Annotated in this window: 17 protein-coding genes and 1 riboswitch; of the genes, 5 read left to right on the forward strand and 12 right to left on the reverse strand. The window is 61.7% G+C overall.

Annotated elements, in window-relative coordinates; all coding sequences use genetic code 11:
* Positions 1 to 58: 58 nt before the first annotated feature.
* From VLA07_RS25410 to cobO, 6 genes are read right to left on the reverse strand one after another with little or no spacing between them, the layout of a single operon-like run.
* A complete protein-coding gene (locus VLA07_RS25410; RefSeq protein ID WP_333992294.1) occupies positions 59 to 1,510 on the reverse strand; it encodes a cobyric acid synthase in 1,452 nt (483 codons plus the stop codon).
* Positions 1,507 to 2,499 carry a threonine-phosphate decarboxylase CobD gene (gene cobD / locus VLA07_RS25415; protein WP_333992295.1) on the reverse strand — a complete coding sequence of 331 codons (993 nt, stop codon included), beginning with the start codon at positions 2,497 to 2,499 and terminating at the stop codon, positions 1,507 to 1,509. The genes VLA07_RS25410 and cobD overlap by 4 nt, the downstream gene beginning before the upstream one ends.
* Entirely contained in the window at positions 2,492 to 3,400 is a 909-nt protein-coding gene (gene cbiB, locus VLA07_RS25420) for an adenosylcobinamide-phosphate synthase CbiB (RefSeq protein WP_097087506.1), read from the reverse strand. The genes cobD and cbiB overlap by 8 nt, the downstream gene beginning before the upstream one ends.
* Positions 3,397 to 4,047, reverse strand: coding sequence for a 5,6-dimethylbenzimidazole synthase (gene bluB / locus VLA07_RS25425; protein WP_247267673.1), 651 nt, complete (start codon positions 4,045 to 4,047; stop codon positions 3,397 to 3,399). The genes cbiB and bluB overlap by 4 nt, the downstream gene beginning before the upstream one ends.
* Positions 4,044 to 5,426: a cobyrinate a,c-diamide synthase gene (locus tag VLA07_RS25430; protein ID WP_333992297.1), complete on the reverse strand. Its 1,383-nt coding sequence runs from the start codon at positions 5,424 to 5,426 to the stop codon at positions 4,044 to 4,046. The genes bluB and VLA07_RS25430 overlap by 4 nt, the downstream gene beginning before the upstream one ends.
* The gene (gene cobO / locus VLA07_RS25435) at positions 5,423 to 6,034 is read right to left on the reverse strand and encodes a cob(I)yrinic acid a,c-diamide adenosyltransferase (RefSeq protein ID WP_333992298.1); all 612 of its coding nucleotides are present in this window, start codon (positions 6,032 to 6,034) and stop codon (positions 5,423 to 5,425) included. The genes VLA07_RS25430 and cobO overlap by 4 nt, the downstream gene beginning before the upstream one ends.
* A gap of 82 nt (positions 6,035 to 6,116) precedes the next feature.
* A riboswitch (cobalamin riboswitch) is annotated at positions 6,117 to 6,347 on the reverse strand.
* 163 nt (positions 6,348 to 6,510) lie between these two features.
* Here cobO and VLA07_RS25440 point away from each other — a divergent pair.
* Both VLA07_RS25440 and VLA07_RS25445 read left to right on the forward strand, forming a co-directional pair.
* Entirely contained in the window at positions 6,511 to 7,095 is a 585-nt protein-coding gene (locus tag VLA07_RS25440) for a hypothetical protein (RefSeq protein WP_330207380.1), read from the forward strand.
* A gap of 66 nt (positions 7,096 to 7,161) precedes the next feature.
* Positions 7,162 to 8,475 (forward strand): PQQ-dependent sugar dehydrogenase, encoded by a 1,314-nt coding sequence (locus VLA07_RS25445; protein WP_333992300.1) that lies wholly within the window; start codon positions 7,162 to 7,164, stop codon positions 8,473 to 8,475.
* Positions 8,476 to 8,608: 133 nt separating this feature from the next.
* Here the strand turns inward: VLA07_RS25445 and VLA07_RS25450 are convergent, their stop codons facing one another.
* From VLA07_RS25450 to VLA07_RS25470, 5 genes are all read right to left on the reverse strand, one after another.
* Positions 8,609 to 9,145, reverse strand: a complete 537-nt coding sequence (locus VLA07_RS25450) for a C40 family peptidase (protein WP_333992302.1) — start codon at positions 9,143 to 9,145, stop codon at positions 8,609 to 8,611.
* A 221-nt stretch (positions 9,146 to 9,366) separates the two neighbouring features.
* Complete coding sequence (locus VLA07_RS25455; RefSeq protein WP_007962885.1) at positions 9,367 to 9,981, reverse strand: C40 family peptidase; 615 nt, start codon at positions 9,979 to 9,981, stop codon at positions 9,367 to 9,369.
* Between the two features lie 225 nt (positions 9,982 to 10,206).
* Complete coding sequence (gene hda / locus VLA07_RS25460) at positions 10,207 to 10,911, reverse strand: DnaA regulatory inactivator Hda (protein ID WP_025111852.1); 705 nt, start codon at positions 10,909 to 10,911, stop codon at positions 10,207 to 10,209.
* 219 nt (positions 10,912 to 11,130) lie between these two features.
* On the reverse strand, positions 11,131 to 12,204 hold the full coding sequence (locus VLA07_RS25465) for an AI-2E family transporter (RefSeq protein WP_202371114.1): 1,074 nt from the start codon (positions 12,202 to 12,204) through the stop codon (positions 11,131 to 11,133).
* A gap of 34 nt (positions 12,205 to 12,238) precedes the next feature.
* On the reverse strand, positions 12,239 to 13,297 hold the full coding sequence (locus VLA07_RS25470) for a DUF2066 domain-containing protein (RefSeq protein WP_247267678.1): 1,059 nt from the start codon (positions 13,295 to 13,297) through the stop codon (positions 12,239 to 12,241).
* Between the two features lie 374 nt (positions 13,298 to 13,671).
* Between VLA07_RS25470 and purM the strand changes: the two genes are divergently transcribed.
* Genes purM through VLA07_RS25485 form a run of 3 tightly spaced genes read left to right on the forward strand, consistent with a single transcriptional unit; the run spans position 13,672 to position 16,102 of the window.
* The gene (gene purM, locus VLA07_RS25475; RefSeq protein ID WP_027614051.1) at positions 13,672 to 14,730 is read left to right on the forward strand and encodes a phosphoribosylformylglycinamidine cyclo-ligase; all 1,059 of its coding nucleotides are present in this window, start codon (positions 13,672 to 13,674) and stop codon (positions 14,728 to 14,730) included.
* Positions 14,730 to 15,380 carry a phosphoribosylglycinamide formyltransferase gene (gene purN / locus VLA07_RS25480; protein WP_047600250.1) on the forward strand — a complete coding sequence of 217 codons (651 nt, stop codon included), beginning with the start codon at positions 14,730 to 14,732 and terminating at the stop codon, positions 15,378 to 15,380. The genes purM and purN overlap by 1 nt, the downstream gene beginning before the upstream one ends.
* Positions 15,381 to 15,388: 8 nt before the next feature.
* Positions 15,389 to 16,102: a DUF3108 domain-containing protein gene (locus VLA07_RS25485; RefSeq protein WP_007962880.1), complete on the forward strand. Its 714-nt coding sequence runs from the start codon at positions 15,389 to 15,391 to the stop codon at positions 16,100 to 16,102.
* A gap of 193 nt (positions 16,103 to 16,295) precedes the next feature.
* On the opposite strand, the gene VLA07_RS25490 is transcribed toward VLA07_RS25485, so the two are convergent.
* Entirely contained in the window at positions 16,296 to 17,921 is a 1,626-nt protein-coding gene (locus VLA07_RS25490) for a methyl-accepting chemotaxis protein (RefSeq protein ID WP_333992306.1), read from the reverse strand.
* Positions 17,922 to 18,016 lie beyond the last annotated feature (95 nt).

The following is an 18,016-nucleotide window of genomic DNA, read 5'->3' on the forward strand; positions in this document are numbered from 1 at the left end:
ACTCCTACAGGAGATCGCATTCCCCTGTAGGAGTGAGCCTGCTCGCGATGAATCCACCTCAAATCCCGCAGAGCTGACGCAACAATTCAGTATCCAGATGCTGCTCCACCAGATCCGCCAACCGCTCGATATCGCGCTCGCGCAAGCCGTGGTAATCCACCTCCTGCACATCGCTCAACCCGGCCCAACGCAGCAACGCGGCACTGGCTTGCGGTGATTCGAACAAGCCATGCAGATAAGTGCCGAACACCTGCCCGTCCAGACTCTGCGCGCCGTCGCAACGACCGTCATCCAGATGCACCGCCGCGTTCTCCAGCGCCGGCCCTACCGTCACGCCGGCATGGATTTCATAGCCACTGACCTTGGCGTTTTCCAGCGCCAGACACCCGCGTACATTGCGCAACTGCTTCTCGGCTTCAAGCGTGGTTTCGAACGCCAGCAAGCCCAGACCTGCACTGGAACCCCGCGCGCCTTCCAGGCCCAGCGGATCGTGCACCTGCTCTCCGAGCATTTGCAGACCGCCACAGATCCCCAGCAACTTGCCGCCATACCGCAGGTGCCGATTGATCGCCGTGTCCCAGCCATTGGCACGCAGATACGCCAGATCGCTGCGCACGCTTTTCGAGCCGGGCAGGATGATCAGGTCGGCGGCAGGGATCGCCTGCCCCGAGCCGATGAATTGCAGATCGACCTGCGGGTGCAAACGCAGCGGATCGAAATCGGTGTGATTGCTGATGCGCGGCAGCACCGGCACCACCACTTTCAGCACTTGCTCGGCCTTGTCGGTCTGGCGCTGGTCGATGCCGTCCTCGGCCTCCAGGTGCAGATCCATCACGTACGGCAGCACACCAACCACCGGTTTGCCGGTGCGCTGCTCCAGCCAGTCGAGCCCGGGTTGCAGCAAGGCGATGTCACCGCGAAAACGGTTGATGATGAAGCCCTTGACCCGCGCCTGTTCGCTCGGCGACAGCAGCTCCAGCGTGCCGACCAGATGCGCGAAAACGCCGCCGCGATTGATGTCGGCGATCAGCAGCACCGGGCAATCCACCGCTTCGGCAAAGCCCATGTTGGCGATGTCCCCGGCACGCAGATTGATCTCGGCCGGCGAGCCAGCGCCTTCGACCATCACCAGCGGATACGCCGCGCTGAGCCGCTGGTGCGACGCGAGCACCGCTTGCATGGCGATGGCTTTGTAGTCGTGATAGGCCACCGCGTTCATGCTGGTGACCGCACGGCCATGGATGATCACTTGCGCGCCGGTGTCGCTGTTGGGCTTGAGCAGCACCGGGTTCATGTCGGTGTGCGGTTCGAGATGCGCCGCTTGCGCCTGCACCGCTTGCGCCCGGCCGATCTCGCCGCCGTCGGCGGTCACCGCGCTGTTGAGGGCCATGTTCTGCGGCTTGAACGGCACCACCGCCACGCCCTGACGGGTGGCCCAGCGGCACAGCGCCGTCACCAGCGTGCTTTTACCGGCGTCGGACGTGGTGCCCTGCACCATCAAGGTTGTCATTGGGTTTCCTTGGCGAAAGCTTGCAGCGCTTGTTCGAGACGCGCTTCTTCAGCGGCGTTGGCAGGCAGGCCGAAACGCAGGCTGCTGTTGTGGGTGAAGATGCGCAGGAGGATGCCGCGTCGGGCCATGAACTCGTGCAGCGCAGGCGCGTGCTCGGTGATCAGCCACTGAAACAACGCGCAACCGCCCTGAGGTTTGAAGCCATAGCGCTCCAGCAACAACGCGAGGCGCTCACTGGCTTCATCGCTGCGAATGCGTTGCCGGGTGTGCGCTTCGGTGTCTTGCAGGCAAGCCTGACCGAGCACCCGCGTCGGCCCGCTGACCGCCCAGGGCCCGACCTGCTCCGCGAGCAATCTGAGCAATTTACGCTCGGCCAGCACGAAGCCCAGACGCACCCCGGCCAGACCAAAAAACTTGCCGAACGAACGCAGCACAATCAATCCGATCTGGTTGGCATGCGGCGCCAGACTCAGCTGCGGCGTGTTATCCATGAACGCTTCATCGACCACCAGCCAGCCGCCACGCTGGGCCAGCCGCGCGTGCCAGTCGAGCAGCCGCGCCGGGGTCAGACTAAGGCCGGTGGGGTTGTTCGGATTGACCACCACCAGCACGTCGAGGCTATCGAGAAAGAATTCGACTTCCTGCTCCAGCACTTCGCGCACGATGTAACCGCTGCGGCGCCAGGCCTCGGCGTGCTCGGCATAACACGGCGACAACACACCGACCTTGCCGGCGCGGCGCAAACGCGGCAGCAACTGAATCGCCATCTGCGAACCGGCCACCGGCAGCACCTGCGAGGTGCCGTAATAATCGCACGCGGCCTGCTCCAGGCCGTCGTCGGTTTCCGGCAAGCGTGCCCAGGCGCGCAACGGAATCTCCGGGACCGCAAACGGCCACGGCGCGAGGCCGCTGGACAAGTCGAGCCAGTCAGCCTCGGCAATCCCGTAATCGAGTGCAGCCTTGCGCAGCCGGCCACCGTGCTCAAGCATAGAATTCAGCCCCCACGCAGAGAATCAGCAGCCATAACCATACCCCGCGCTGGACCAATTGCCAGCCGCGATCAATCGAATCGGCATCGGCCGGCGAACCTTCGCCCAGTTGCGGACGCTCATGCAGTTCGCCGTGATAGATCGCCGGGCCGCCCAGTTCGACATTCAATGCACCGGCACCGGCCGCCATCACCGGACCGGCATTCGGGCTGTCCCATTGCGGGCCCTGGCTGCGCCAGCATTTCCAGGCGAGCCGGGTGTTGCCCAGCAGCGCGTAGGTCAGCGCCACCAGCCGGGCCGGAATATAGTTGAGCACGTCGTCGATTTTTGCCGCGCACCAGCCGAAGCGTTCGAAGCGTTCGTTGCGATAGCCCCACATAGCGTCGAGCGTATTGCTCAGGCGATAGAGCACCACGCCCGGCGCGCCGGCCACGACAAACCAGAACAGCGCGGCGAACACCGCGTCACTGCCGTTCTCCAGTACCGACTCGGTGGCCGCGCGCGCGACGGCGGTGCTGTCCAGTTCGCTGGTCTGGCGACTGACCAGATAGCCGACGCGTTTGCGCGCCTCTTCCAGATCATCAGCGCGCAAGGCGGCGGCTACCGGCGCGACATGCTCACCGAGGCTGCGCATGCCGAGGGCGCAATACAGCGCAAGAATCTCGACGATCCAGCCTACATACGGTGCCCAGGAAAACGCGGTGGCGAGCAAGGTCAGCGGCAGCACCGCAATCACCCAGGCGGTGACCCCGTGACTGCGCCAGCCACGCCCGCCCGCATTGAAACGGCGCTCGATGCGCCCGGCAAAATTGCCGAACGCCACCAGCGGATGCCAGCGTTTCGGTTCACCCAGCAGCGCATCCAGCGCGACCGCGGCGACACTCAACAACGCCACACTCATTGACTCACTCCCCAATAATTTTCGTACAGCAACTCATTGAGCGGCCGCGCCTGCGCCCACCCTTCGAGTACCAGCATCGGCGCCGGATAGAATTCCTTGACCGGCCCCAGACACAACACCGCCAACGGCTTGGCCCCGGCCGGCAACTGCAGCAGATCGGCCAGTGCTTGCGGTTCGAACAGCGACACCCAGCCCATGCCCAGTCCTTCGGCACGGGATGCCAGCCACAGGTTCTGAATCGCGCAGGACAGCGAGGCCATGTCCATTTCCGGCAGCGTACGACGGCCGAAAATGTGTTTTTCGCGATCGTCCATCAGTGCTGCGACCAACACCTCGGCGCAGTCGTTGATGCCTTCGACTTTGAGTTTCATGAACTCATCGCTGCGCTCGCCGAGGGCTTCGGCGGTACGCACACGTTCTTCTTCGACGAGGTTCTGGATCTGCCCGCGCAGGGCACGATCGCTGATGCGGATGAAGCGCCATGGCTGCATCAGGCCGACGCTGGGCGCCTGATGCGCGGCTTCGAGTAGACGGCGCAGCAGCTCCGGCTCGACCGTGCCGCCGGTGAAGTGGCGCATGTCGCGGCGTTCGGCGATGGCTTTATAGACCGCTGTGCGCTCGGCCTCAGTGAATGCGTTGTCGCTCATGGCCTCTTCGCGAGCAAGCCCGCTCCCACAGGGGTTAGGTGATCCAATGTGGGAGCGGGCTTGCTCGCGAAAGCGGCCTCAAGATCTGGCACAAACAGTGCCGCGATAGCCGCAGGATTCGACGGAAAGTAGAAATGCACGTACGACGCCGTCATCCGCCCTTCCCGATAAACCGCCTCGGCCCCGCGCCCGCCATTCGGGCTGATGCCCCGGGCAATCGGCGTCAGTTCGGTGCTGGTCAGGGAATGGTGATAGGTGTGACCGCGCAACGAACCTTCCGGCAGATCCACCGCTTGCAGTGCCAGTGCCGCCAGACGTTTTTGCATCACCGCCTCACCGCGCAGCAGCCCCACCAGTTCGGCGCGGGTGCCGTCGACATCGGTCAACGCGTCGAGCAGATAGAGCATGCCGCCGCACTCGGCGAGCAGTGGTTTGCCGGCGGCGTGGTGCGCACGGATTGCATCAAGCATTGCCACGTTTTGCGATAGCGCGACATGGTGCAATTCCGGATAACCGCCGGGCAGATACAGACTGTCGGCCTCGGGCAGATGGGTATCGCGGATCGGCGAGAAGAAACTCAACTCGGCGCCCATCGCCCGTAACAGGTCGAGACTGGCGCCGTAGGTGAAGGCAAAGGCCTCATCGCGAGCGACAGCAATGCGCACGCCGTCGAGCAGCGGTTCAGCGCTGATCATTTCAGGCGCGGCGAATTCCACGGCCGGTGGCAGCGCTACCTCGCAACTGCTGGCCAGTGCTTCAGCCGCCGCGTCGAGACGCAGATCCAGATCATTCAGTTCACTGGCCTGCACCAGACCGAGATGGCGGCTCGGCAACTCGATCCCGGTCTCGCGGGACAGCGCGCCGTACCAGCGCAAACCTTCGGTGAGGCTGCCTTCGAGCAATTGCGCATGACGCAAGGTGCCGACACGGTTGGCCAGCACGCCGGCAAAAGGCAAATCCGGCTGGTAACGCGCCAGCCCCAACGCCAATGCGCCGAAGGTCTGGGCCATGGCGGTGCCGTCGATCACGCCGAGCACCGGCACGCCGAAATGCCGCGCCAGATCGGCGCTGGACGGCGTGCCGTCGAACAGGCCCATCACGCCTTCGATCAGGATCAGATCGGCTTCGGCGGCGGCTTCCCACAACAGACGGCGGCTTTCCTGCTCGCCGACCATCCACATGTCCAGTTGATACACCGGCGCACCACTGGCGCGCTCGAGAATCATCGGGTCGAGGAAGTCCGGGCCGCACTTGAACACGCGCACCTTGCGCCCCTGGTTGCGATGCAAGCGAGCGAGCGCGGCAGTGACGGTGGTCTTGCCCTGACCGGAGGCCGGCGCGGCGATCAGTACCGCCGGGCAGTGACGTGGTTGATTCAAAGTTCGACGCCTTTCTGCGCTTTGATGCCAGCCTGGAAGGCGTGTTTGAGCATGCCCATTTCGGTGACGGTATCGCCCATCTCGATCATTTCCGGCTTGGCCGCGCGACCGGTGACGATCACGTGTTGCATCGGCGGACGCGCCTGCAGGTCGCTGAGCACTCGATCCAGATCGAGGTAGCCGTGCTTGAGGGCGATGTTCAGTTCGTCCAGCACCACCAGGCCGATCGACGGATCACGCAGCAGCTCGCGGGACACTTCCCACGCGGCTTCGGCAGCGGCGATGTCACGTTGACGATCCTGGGTTTCCCAGGTGAAGCCCTCGCCCATCACGTAAAAACGCACTTGCTCGGGGAAGCGGCGGAAGAACAGTTCTTCGCCCGTGCTGTTGCGACCCTTGATGAACTGCACCACGCCGCACTGCATGCCATGGCCCATGGCGCGGGCGAGCATGCCGAACGCCGAGCTGCTTTTGCCTTTGCCATTGCCGGTCAGCACCAGCACCAGGCCGCACTCGTCAGGCGAATTGGCGATGCGCTCGTCGATCACGGCTTTTTTGCGCTGCATGCGCGCCAGATGGCGTTCGTCGCGCTCGGGGGAATCGGTCATTGGGGGAGCTCTCCGTTGAGGCTGGATAACGGCGGGCAGGCACAAGAATAGACGGCAAAAAGCCTGGCATCGCCCACCGTGATGCCGCTGGATGGATCAGGCCGGTCTCCGGGCTCATGAGCGGCGAATCGCCTGACTGCGCGCCTTCCCGTGTCGGTCGACACAGTGGCTCAATGCACAGTTTTCACTCATTTACCGTTGCGGGGGCAGCGCCGGGATCGTGATCGTGCTTCGCCTGAAGACAACCCTCACCGGCTTCCCTGTTTCACTCTGTCGACATGCGTCACAGAGCACCTGAAACAAGCCGCGAAGGTTAGAGGGTTGGGGGTGGAGCGTCAATTAAAGAGGGGGCCGTCGGGCGAATAACTGCCGTCGATCAATTATCTGACGCCAATCTTGTGCCACACTGAGACAAGTGATATCAAAGAGCCATGCTTTTGATTGAAAAGCACATCACAACAATAAGGATGATGACGATGCAAGGCATGATCATCAGCAACCCGCGCCTGGAATTCCTGCGCCCGATGCTGGAACGCTGGTTTGACTGTATCGACCGCTACAACGCCATTCGCGGCGACAACGACACCCCTTACTGGCATGACGAGAACGCCAATCTCGGCTTGCTCTCCGCGGCAGCCTGGATGGCCGAGCTGGTGACCCTTTGTAATACCTCGACCCGAAAGCAGAACGAGGATGGCGAGCGCAATGCCCGCGCCGATCTGTTCATCGCCGGCGCCGAAGACCGCGCCTACCTTCAGGCCACCCAGCGCTGGCCACGGGTCAACAACCTCAATCTGACCCAGGCCCTGCTGGACATCACCAGCGACGCCAAACGCATCAGTTTTGCCAGTGACCTCAAGCTCGGTTGCCTGTTCGTCGCCCCGCAAAAAGCCCAACACAGCGCCAGCCCCGAAGAGTTGCAGGACATGGTCGACGACCTGCAAAAGGAACACTGCTGCGCAGTGGCCTGGTATTTCCCCTACGCCTACCGCAAGTTGCGCAGCGAAGCGGGTAACTATCACCCAGGCATCGCCGTGCTGTTCAAAGAGGCCCGTGGTTGAGCGGTTGAACCATCGGGGGCGCGCACTCCTCTATGATTAGGCATGCATTCATAGGGAAGATCAGTAATGCGCAAAACCCAACTCGCTCTCGTCATCGCCCTCGCCGGAGGGCTCGCCGCCTGCGGTGAATCCTCCAGCCTGCAAGTTTCTGACGGCACCGGTCCGTCACCGAAGCTGCCTGAACCAAACAAAACTTTGATCCCGACGGTGAACATCGCCCCGGCGGTCGGCTGGCCCGCCGGCGGTAAACCGACCGCCGCAGCCGGCACGCAAGTCGCTGCATTCGCCGAAGGCCTCGACCATCCGCGCTGGCTCTACGTGCTGCCCAACGGTGACGTGCTGGTGGCGGAAACCAACGCTCCGCCCAAGCCTGACGACAGCAGCGGCATTCGTGGCTGGGTGATAAAGAAAGTCATGGGCAAGGCCGGCGCTGGTGTGCCGAGCCCAAACCGCATCACCCTGTTGCGCGACGCCGACCACGACGGCGTGGCCGAGACCCGCACGGTGTTTCTGCAAAACCTCAATTCGCCGTTTGGCATGACCCTGGTCGGTAACGATTTGTACGTCGCTGACACCGATCGCCTGCTGCGCTTCCACTACGAATCCGGCGCGACCGAGATCAAGACTCAGCCGATCAAAGTCACCGATCTGCCGGGCGGCACGCTGAACCATCACTGGACCAAAAACGTCATCGCCAGCAAGGACGGCAGCAAGCTGTACGTCACTGTCGGCTCGAACAGCAACGTCGGCGAGAATGGTCTGGATAAAGAAGAAGGTCGCGCGGCGATCTGGGAAGTCGATCGCGCCACCGGCAACCACCGGATCTTCGCCTCGGGCATCCGCAACCCCAACGGCCTCGCGTGGGAACCGACCACGGGTGCGCTGTGGACAGCGGTCAACGAGCGTGACGAGATCGGCAGCGACCTGGTGCCGGACTACATCACCTCGGTCAAGGACGGCGGCTTCTATGGCTGGCCCTTCAGCTATTACGGTCAGCACGTGGATGTGCGGGTGAAGCCGCAGAATCTGGATCTGGTGGCCAAAGCTATCGCCCCGGACTACGCCGTCGGCCCGCACACTGCCTCGCTGGGCCTGACCTTCGCCGAAGGCAACAGCCTGCCGGCGCAGTTCAAGGAGGGCGCGTTCATCGGCCAGCACGGCTCGTGGAACCGCAAACCGCACAGTGGCTATAAAGTGATCTTCGTACCGTTCGCCGCTGGCAAGCCGAACGGAGCACCGGTGGATGTGCTGACCGGTTTCCTCGACAAGGACGAAAACGCTTTGGGTCGCCCGGTAGGCGTGGTGATCGACCAGCAAGGTGGTTTGCTGGTGGCGGATGATGTGGGGAACAAGGTTTGGCGGGTTTCGTCCGCCAAGTAACTTTGGCCGGCCCCAAAACAACTGTAGGAGTGAGCCTGCTCGCGATGAAGGTGTCACATTCAACATCAGTGTTGATTGATCAACCGCTATCGCGAGCAGGCTCACTCCTACATTGGATTGTGAGCTATTTGAACTACGGGTTATGTGCCAGATGCTCAGGCTGCAACACCCGCTTGGCACTCAGATACGCCCTCTGCCAGTACGCCTTCGACAGGCTGTCCAGCTTCACCGTGCCGCCGGTGGCCGGCGCGTGCACGAAGCGCCCTTCGCCGACGTAGATCCCCGCATGACTGACCTGCGAGCCGCCATTGGTGGCGAAGAAGATCAGGTCGCCGGTCTGCAAACCCTCTTTGCCGACATTCGGCGCCTGCATCACGATCATCTCGCGGGTGGAGCGCGGCAAGGAGATACCGGCGGCATCGCGGTAGACGAAACCGATCAGGCCACTGCAATCAAACCCGGAATCCGGTGTGTTGCCGCCCCAGCGATAAGGCGTGCCAACCAGACCCAGCGCGCGAAACAGCACGTCTTCAGCAGCAGGCGAAAAAGCCTGGGAAGGCCCGAATACCACCGGAGCGCGTACCACTGGCGCAGGCGGCGGAGTGCGGCTGGCGCAGGCGCTGAGCAGCGCTGCGAAGAAAATCACTGTGAGGCGGGCCGACATCGTCATAAGCAGAACATCCTGATCTGGCTGCGGCTTTCTCTGCCGAATGGACAGAAACAAAACCGCCTGCGCAGCACGCAGGCGGTTTGCCATCAATATAGATACAGGATTCTAGCGGCTACGCGGCAAACTTCAAGTAAGACTTTAACTTCACCTTGTAAAGTCTAGGTCTACTCCCTTGCCGGGCACCGTTTTTGTCGCCACGGACGTGGCGACAACGGGGGGAATTACTTGCGAGCGGTGACTACGGTCGGAGCCATCGCGAGGGCGCGCTTGGCTTCGATGAAGGTCTTGCTCCAGTAGCTGTCACCCAGGCTGTCGATGCGAACACCGCCGCTGCGACGACTGCTGGAGTGGATGAACTGATTGTCACCCAGGTAGATCCCGGCGTGGCTTACACGACCGCGACGACCATTGGTGGCGAAGAACAGCAGATCGCCCGGCTCAAGGTTGCCGCGCGAGACCAGAGGCGCATCCACGTTGATCATTTCACGGGTGGAGCGCGGCAGATTCATACCGGCTTCTTCGCGGAACAGATAACCGATGAAACCGCTGCAGTCGAAGCCGGCTTCAGAGGTACCGCCGAAACGGTAACGGGTACCGATCAGGGACATGCCGCGTTCAAGGATACTGTCGGCCAGAACCGGGAGCTCGTACGGCTTCTTGTTGAAGTCCGAGAGTTCTTTTTCTGTGTCCAGCTCTTCCTGGTAAATAACGGAAGACTGGGCAGTGGCAGAATTTTTAACCTGTTGAGGCTGCTCTTGAACTGGAGAATGAGCAGCGCAACCGAACAACAGGGTGACGAGTGCGAGAGGCACGAGGGGTGCGAAGCGATTTAGCATGGGCACGACCGTGGCTGAAGTTGTAAAGAAGCCGAGACTATGCCCGCTATCGGCCTCATTTGCAAATTCAATCGATCTTTTTGTGACTTCCCGGTTTCTCGTTTACATCTAAGCGCTTAAGCCCATTTGACTCGATACGCGGTCTGCATACGATGCGGAAACGCGGATTTTCTGGCGCCTGAAATATGTCGAAACGTGCTGAAAGCCTCGTATTTCAAGGGCTGGCTACCAACCGAGGGTCTCTTTCAGGAACGGAATCGTCAGCTTGCGTTGCGCCTGCAACGAGGCCTGATCCAGCTGTTCGAGCAGGTCGAACAATGCACTCATGCTGCGGGTGCCGCGAGTCAGAATAAAGTGTCCGACTTCATCGGTCAGATGCAGACCGCGACGCGACGCGCGCAATTGCAGGGCACGCAATTTGTCTTCATCGGAGAGCGGACGCATCTGGAAGATCAGCGCCAGGGTCAGGCGCGATTTGAGGTCAGCCAGCTTCACCGGCAGCTCGCGCGGCGAGGTTGAAGCGGCAATCAGCAAACGTCGACCGCTGTCACGCAGGCGGTTGAACAGATGAAACATCGCCTCTTCCCAGTCCGGCTTGCCGGCAATCACCTGCAAGTCATCCAGGCAGACCAGTTCGTACTGCTCAAGGTTGTCGAGGATTTCGATACCACGATCCATCAGCTCGGCCAGCGGTAGATACACCGCCGGCTCACCCATCTGCTCGAAACGCAGACATGCCGCCTGCAACAGATGCGTACGCCCTACCCCATGCTTGCCCCACAGGTAGATGAGGCTTTCGGTCCAGCCGGCGTCGGCTTCGCATAGGCGCTCGACATAGCCGAGTGCAGCGGCATTGGCGCCTGGGTAGTAGTTGATGAAGGTGGCGTCGTCACGCAGACGCACACCTAGGGGCAGCTGAATCGGTTTCATGCTGACTGAACAGTTCTCAAGGAACCGTTAGTGGCCTCTGTGTAAAGTTTGCGAAGTTTATACCCGTGAAGCTGAGCGCACAATGCGACAGACCCCAAGCAAAATCAAAGGTTTGCGTTAACACGCTGGTTTTATGACAGTTTCTCTGACGCGGTATCGAACGAACCCACCGCAAAACCCGGGCCAACCCGGCACAATGCCGGGCCGCCCGTGATCGGATTACAACTCGGGCTCATCTGCCCCGCTGTAGATATCCGAGTCCTTGTACAAATCGTGCACGTGACGCACCAGCACCATGATCACCGCCGCCACCGGCAATGCCAGCAGCACTCCGGTAAAGCCGAACAGCTCGCCGCCAGCCAGAATCGCGAAAATCACCGCCACCGGATGCAGGCCGATCCGGTCGCCGACCAGCAGCGGCGTCAGCACCATGCCTTCCAGCGCCTGCCCGACCATGAACACGGCTACGATGCCGATCATCGGGTACAGATCGCCACCGAACTGGAACAGCCCGGCAATCAGCGCCGCGCCAATCCCGATCACAAAACCCATGTACGGCACGATTGCCGCGAGGCCTGCGATCAGGCCGATCAACAGCCCCAATTCCAGACCAACAATCATCAGACCCGCTGCGTAGATCACGCCCAGCGCCAGCATGACCAGCAGTTGTCCGCGCACGAACGCGCCGAGCACTTCGTGGCACTCAGCTGCGAGCGAGACGATGGTTTCTTCACGATCACGCGGCAACAGGCTGCGGATCTTGGCCATCATTACGTCCCAGTCGCGCAGCAGATAAAAACTCACCACTGGGATCAGCACCAGATTCGCCAGCCAGCCGATCAGCGCCAGACTCGAGGCCGTCGCCTGACTCAGCACCACACCGACGATGTCAGTGGTCTGCCCCATGTGTTCGCTGATCGCCGCCTTGACCTTGTCGAACTTCCAGAAGCCGTCAGACAGGCCCAGCTTCGATTGCGCCCACGGCAGCGCCGTGTGCTGCAGCCAGTCAAGCATTTGCGGCGCCAACTCATACAAACGCACCAACTGCTTGGCAAGCATCGGCACCAGCACCAACAGCAACGTGGTGACGATCAGAGTGAACAAGGCGAACACCGCGATCACACCCCAGGTTCGCGACAAACCGAGTTTCTCCAACCGATCCACCAGCGGATCGAACAGATACGCCAGCAGCAACGCCACCAGAAACGGCGTGAGGATCGGATGCAGCAACCAGACAAATGCGCAAAGCAGGACTACCCCACCGAGCCAGAACCAACGCCGCGTATCGGCCATTTACCACTCCCACTGCTTCTATATAAGGAAAGACTTACCAGCGAAACCGCAACGAAGGTGCTACCGGTGCAGGCGCCGGAGCCGCAACAGGCGCTGCACCTGCCACCGCTGGCTGCGGCGCTGCCACTGGCGTCGGTGCTTCGGCCGGCAACTCCTGCAACTTCGCCAACGACAACTGCGCGCGCAACTGATCGGCACTGCCGTTGACCCGATACACGATGCGATCACCATCGACACTTTGCAGACGCACACCGAACGGTTCGAGTAACCGCAGCAGTGTGGCGTAATGCTCCAGATTCATGCCCTGCACTTCCAGGGTCTGTTGGCCCGAAGCACCAGGCTTGGCGACAAAGCGCGGCGCCAGACGCTCGGCCACCGCCAGCATCACCGCATCGGCCACGGCAGCCTGGTCGGCGCCCTGCACACTGCCGGCCTCTTTCTGATCGCCCAGCCACAGATGCCACTTGGCCTGCCACTGCCCGCCCTCTTCGTGCGCATGCACCGCCAGCAACGCATCCGCGCCGTAACGCTCCGAAGCGCCGCGCAATGGCGCGGGATCGGTGCCATCCAGCACTGGCGCGGTAGCCACCAGTTGCTCACTCAGATCCGCCAGCGGCAAACGCAGCGGCAAGCCGCGATGCTGAGCCGCAGAGCGCAACGGTGCAGCCGCTGCCTGACCGTCGCCGACCAGGCTCGAACCTTCAGTCGCATCATTCAGCCACCAGCTCAGAATCGACGGCCGACTCGCCCCCCACAATGACAGCCCGGCCCGGCGCAGCGCCTGCTCGGTGGTGGCCGGATCGAAATCGACCTTGAGCACCTCCGGCGGCCCGGCATCGAAACCGAACTGACTGATGATCTGCTGCGGATCCTTGCGAATCGCCGCCAGCCCGGGATTTTGCGGCGCCTTGGGGTCACCGGTCAGGCGCAACACCAGCGTATCCAGTGCCGCCTGAGTGGCGCGATCACGCTCTTCCGGCGCCTGACTACTGACCGGCTGGCGCACTTGATAGAGACCCTTGAGGTTTTCGGCATGACTCGCCAGGCTGACCAACGACAAACAACCCACAACCAACAATTTACAAAAACGCATGGAAAATTCCCGTCGACAGGAGCGGCTGGAACAGGCCGCGTGAACCGGTTAAGCAAGGCTGTGACAATCTGCCATCGCAAAACATTCACACGCTAGCGGTAAGTTTTTGCACAGTGATAACGATAGACGGTTAATCGGCACACCTTATACAGGCAGCCGCCCGGCACAATTGCAAAAAATTTCAGTCGATTATGCCCCTGCCCGTCGGCGCGAGGATGGCCGCTGCCCCTCAAGCCTGATAAAATCGCGCGCCTTCGCAGACCGGCAACAGCCGGGCACCCCGAAATTCGCGTAAGGCCATCGCCCTCTCGATTTCGATGTTCCCGCTGAACTCGGTCGTTACCCCTGAATCCCCTCCCCTAAAGGCCTGGATCATGAGCAAGCAACCCTCCCTGAGCTACAAGGACGCCGGTGTAGACATCGACGCCGGTGAAGCATTGGTCGAACGCATCAAGAGCGTCGCCAAGCGCACTGCGCGCCCGGAAGTCATGGGCGGCCTGGGCGGTTTCGGCGCCCTCTGCGAGATCCCGGCCGGTTACAAACAGCCGGTGCTGGTTTCCGGTACTGATGGCGTCGGCACCAAGCTGCGCCTGGCGCTGAACCTGAACAAGCACGACAGCATCGGCCAGGACCTGGTCGCCATGTGCGTCAACGATCTGGTGGTGTGCGGCGCAGAACCGCTGTTCTTCCTCGACTACTACGCCACCGGCAAGCTGAACGTCGACGTAGCTGCCACCGTGGTCACCGGTATCGGTGCAGGCTGCGAACTGGCTGGCTGCTCCCTGGTCGGCGGCGAAACCGCTGAAATGCCTGGCATGTACGAAGGCGAAGACTACGATCTGGCCGGCTTCTGCGTCGGCGTCGTGGAAAAAGCCGAAATCATCGACGGCTCGAAAGTCGCCACCGGTGACGCACTGATCGCCCTGCCATCGTCCGGCCCGCACTCCAACGGCTACTCGCTGATCCGCAAGATCATCGAAGTGTCGGGTGCCGACATTGAAACCGTTCAGCTCGACGGCAAGCCACTGACCGAACTGCTGATGGCCCCGACCCGCATCTACGTGAAGCCGCTGCTCAAGCTGATCAAAGACACCGGCGCGGTCAAAGCCATGGCCCACATCACCGGTGGCGGCCTGCTGGACAACATTCCGCGCGTTCTGCCAAAAGGCGCTCAGGCCGTGGTTGACGTGGCCAGCTGGACTCGCCCGGCGGTCTTCGACTGGCTGCAAGAGAAAGGCAACGTCGACGAGACCGAAATGCACCGCGTACTGAACTGCGGCGTCGGCATGGTGATCTGCGTGGCTCAGGAGCACGTTGAAGTGGCCCTGAACACCCTGCGTGATGCCGGCGAGCAGCCTTGGGTCATCGGCCAGATCGCTGCCGCTGCCGAAGGCGCTGCCCAGGTTGATCTGCAGAACCTTAAGGCTCATTAATGTCCGCAACCTGTGATGTCGTGGTGCTGTTGTCCGGCACCGGCAGTAACTTGCAGGCTCTGATCGACAGCACGCGGACCGGCGACAGCCCGGTCCGCATCGCTGCGGTGATTTCCAACCGCGCCGACGCCTACGGCCTGCAACGCGCCAGTGACGCGGGTATCGCCACCCGCTCGCTGGATCACAAGGCTTTCGAAGGTCGCGAGGCCTTCGATGCTGCCCTGATCGAACTGATCGACGAATTCAAACCGAAACTCGTGGTACTGGCCGGCTTCATGCGCATTCTCAGCGCTGATTTCGTGCGTCACTACCAGGGTCGTCTGCTCAATATCCACCCGTCGCTGCTGCCCAAATACAAAGGGTTACACACTCATCAGCGCGCGCTCGAGGCCGGCGATGCGGAGCACGGCTGCTCCGTGCACTTCGTCACCGAGGAACTCGATGGTGGACCACTGGTCGTACAGGCAGTAATACCGGTAGAGTTGCACGACACGCCGCAGACACTTGCGCAGCGAGTGCATGTCCAGGAACACCTGATCTACCCGATGGCTGTACGCTGGTTTGCCGAAGGCCGACTGGCACTCGGTGAGCAAGGTGCTTTACTGGATGGCCAGTTACTCGCGGCCAGCGGCCACTTGATTCGACACTAGGAGATTTTATGCGTCGCGCCCTGCTCTTCGCTTGCGCTCTGCTCGCCCTGCCTTTCGCGCAGGCGGCAGACCTTCAACCGTTCTCCGCCAGCTACACCGCCGACTGGAAACAGTTGCCCATGAGCGGCACCGCCGAACGCAGCCTGACCAAGGAAGCCAACGGTGTCTGGAAACTCAGCTTCAAGGCGTCGATGATGATCGCCAGCCTGACCGAAGAAAGCACGCTGACCCTGGACAAGGACACCCTGCTGCCACAGTCCTACCACTTCGAACGTGGTGGTCTGGGCAAAGCAAAAAAGGCTGATCTGGACTTCGACTGGAACAGCAAGATGGTCACCGGCACCGACCGTGGCGACGCGGTGAAGATCCCGCTGAACCGTGGCATGGTCGACAAGTCGACCTACCAGCTGGCGCTGCAGCATGACGTGGCCGCCGGCAAAAAGACCATGAGCTATCAGGTGGTCGACGACGGTGAAGTCGACACCTATGACTTCCGTGTATTGGGTGCCGAGAAAGTCGACACCAAGGCCGGCAAGATCGATGCAATCAAGGTAGAGCGCGTGCGTGACCCGACACAAAGCAAGCGCATCACGGTGCTGTGGTTCGCCAAGGACTGGGATTACCTGCTGGTGCGCCTGCAACAGGTTGAAACCGACGGCAAGGAGTACAACATCATGCTCCAGGACGGTACGGTCAACGGCAAAACCGTTAAAGGCAGCTGATCCGCCGCTACAACGAAAAGCCCCGCAGATGCGGGGCTTTTTTGTGCCTGCGATTTCCAGGCGACACACAAATACTGTGGGAGCGGGCTTGCTCGCGAAGGCGGCCTGCCAGCTAACGAAGATGTATCTGATACAACACCTTCGCGAGCAAGCCCGCTCCCACAGGGGGTGAGTGCAATCGTCAAGGGTCAGCTCAGACCGAAAATTTGGCCACCATATTGTTCAAATCCACCGCCAGCCGCGACAGCTCCTGGCTCGCCGCACTGGTCTGATTTGCTCCCGCCGACGTCTGCATCGCCAGATCGCGGATGTTCATCAGGTTGCGGTCCACCTCCCGCGCCACCGCTGCCTGCTCCTCCGAGGCGCTGGCGATCACCAGGTTGCGTTCATTGATCAAGGTGAACGCCGAGGCAATTTCCTCCAGCGCCAAACCCGCAGCCTTGGCCAGTTCCAGAGTCGAATTGGCGCGGACGCTGCTCTGTTGCATCGAACTGACCGCAGAATCGGTGCCCTGCTGAATGCCACCGATCATCTGCTCGATTTCCTGGGTCGATTGCTGGGTGCGATGGGCCAGCGCCCGCACCTCATCGGCCACCACCGCGAAGCCACGCCCGGCATCCCCGGCCCGCGCCGCCTCAATCGCTGCGTTCAGTGCCAGCAGATTGGTCTGCTCGGCAATCGAGCGGATCACGTCGAGCACTTTGCTGATGCCGTGAACCTTCTGCGCCAGATCCTCGACCTGCGTTGCATTGGACGTGACGTCGTCAGCCAGAGACTGGATCGAAGTCACCGTCTGATTGACCTGCTCGCGCCCATGCTGGGCAATCCGGTCAGACTCGCGCGACGCCTCGGAAGTCGCCACGGCGTTGCTCGCGACCTCTTCCACGGCAGCGGTCATCTGATTGACCGCCGTGGCGGCCTGCTCGATCTCCAGGCTTTGCTGGTGCAGCCCGCGCGTGGCGTCCTCGGTGACGCAACTCAGTTCCTCCGAGGCCGACGCCAACTGGCTGGACGACTCGGAAATCTGCCGGATGGTGTCGCGCAGGTTGTGCTGCATGCTTTTCAGCGCCTGCAGCAGCCGCGCCGGTTCGTCCTTGCCGGAGATGTTGATATCGCCCGTCAGATCGCCACCAGCCACCACTTCCGCCACGCCGAGTGATTGCGCCAGCGGCAGGACGATGCTGCGGGTCAGCAGCAGCGCCAGACCGATGGTGATCAATGCGGTAATGCCAATCATCACCCCGACCCACACCCGCGAATTGATGAAAACCAGGCGCGCGGCTTCGGTGGCAAGGTTGGCGTTGTGCTTGTTCAGCTCGACCAGCTCCTTCAGGGTGACCGCCATGTCGTCGGCCAACGGGCTCATTTCACCGTTGAGAATCGCCGCCGCCTCCTCCACCCGATTCTGTGCGGACAACTGCATGACCTGCGCCTGAAACTCCAGATACCGGTGCTCGGCAACCTTGAAGCGGTCGAACAACTTGCGCTCTTCGGGCAGCACGATCAACACGTCATAGCGTTGTTGCGCTTCGCTCAAGACACCGCGCAGGTCATTGAGCTTGGCGACATTCTGCGCCAGCGCCTGCGGGTCACGATTGAGCAGCAGGCGCATGGTCAGCGCACGCAGGCGCAACATGTCCTGACTCATCTCGCCGACCGCCATGACGCTCGGCAGCCAGTTGTTGTCGACCTCATCAGACTGGGCGCGCATGTTCGCCATTTGCAGCAGGGCGAACGCCCCCAGGGCAAACACCATCAGCGCCAACACACCAAAACCCAGGCCGGCTCGCGGCGCGATATTGAGACTACGGATGCTCATGACTCTGGTTCCTTCCAAAAGCGCTGCATCAACCCTGCAGCTGGTTGCTCTAGAAGGTATCGGCCCGGCGAAAATTTGCGTAAGACCAAAAGGTG

The sequence above is a fragment of the Pseudomonas sp. S3(2024) genome (genome assembly GCF_036861315.1).
GTDB classification, from domain to species: domain Bacteria; phylum Pseudomonadota; class Gammaproteobacteria; order Pseudomonadales; family Pseudomonadaceae; genus Aquipseudomonas; species Aquipseudomonas putida_A.

Coding starts and splice junctions, on each gene's coding strand:
- VLA07_RS25410 (WP_333992294.1), bottom strand. CDS start 1,510: ATGACAACCTTGATGGTGCAGGGCACCACGTCCGACGCCGGTAAAAGC.
- cobD (WP_333992295.1), bottom strand. CDS start 2,499: ATGCTTGAGCACGGTGGCCGGCTGCGCAAGGCTGCACTCGATTACGGG.
- cbiB (WP_097087506.1), bottom strand. CDS start 3,400: ATGAGTGTGGCGTTGTTGAGTGTCGCCGCGGTCGCGCTGGATGCGCTG.
- bluB (WP_247267673.1), bottom strand. CDS start 4,047: ATGAGCGACAACGCATTCACTGAGGCCGAGCGCACAGCGGTCTATAAA.
- cobO (WP_333992298.1), bottom strand. CDS start 6,034: ATGACCGATTCCCCCGAGCGCGACGAACGCCATCTGGCGCGCATGCAG.
- VLA07_RS25440 (WP_330207380.1), top strand. CDS start 6,511: ATGCAAGGCATGATCATCAGCAACCCGCGCCTGGAATTCCTGCGCCCG.
- VLA07_RS25445 (WP_333992300.1), top strand. CDS start 7,162: ATGCGCAAAACCCAACTCGCTCTCGTCATCGCCCTCGCCGGAGGGCTC.
- VLA07_RS25450 (WP_333992302.1), bottom strand. CDS start 9,145: ATGACGATGTCGGCCCGCCTCACAGTGATTTTCTTCGCAGCGCTGCTC.
- VLA07_RS25455 (WP_007962885.1), bottom strand. CDS start 9,981: ATGCTAAATCGCTTCGCACCCCTCGTGCCTCTCGCACTCGTCACCCTG.
- hda (WP_025111852.1), bottom strand. CDS start 10,911: ATGAAACCGATTCAGCTGCCCCTAGGTGTGCGTCTGCGTGACGACGCC.
- VLA07_RS25465 (WP_202371114.1), bottom strand. CDS start 12,204: ATGGCCGATACGCGGCGTTGGTTCTGGCTCGGTGGGGTAGTCCTGCTT.
- VLA07_RS25470 (WP_247267678.1), bottom strand. CDS start 13,297: ATGCGTTTTTGTAAATTGTTGGTTGTGGGTTGTTTGTCGTTGGTCAGC.
- purM (WP_027614051.1), top strand. CDS start 13,672: ATGAGCAAGCAACCCTCCCTGAGCTACAAGGACGCCGGTGTAGACATC.
- purN (WP_047600250.1), top strand. CDS start 14,730: ATGTCCGCAACCTGTGATGTCGTGGTGCTGTTGTCCGGCACCGGCAGT.
- VLA07_RS25485 (WP_007962880.1), top strand. CDS start 15,389: ATGCGTCGCGCCCTGCTCTTCGCTTGCGCTCTGCTCGCCCTGCCTTTC.
- VLA07_RS25490 (WP_333992306.1), bottom strand. CDS start 17,921: ATGAGCATCCGTAGTCTCAATATCGCGCCGCGAGCCGGCCTGGGTTTT.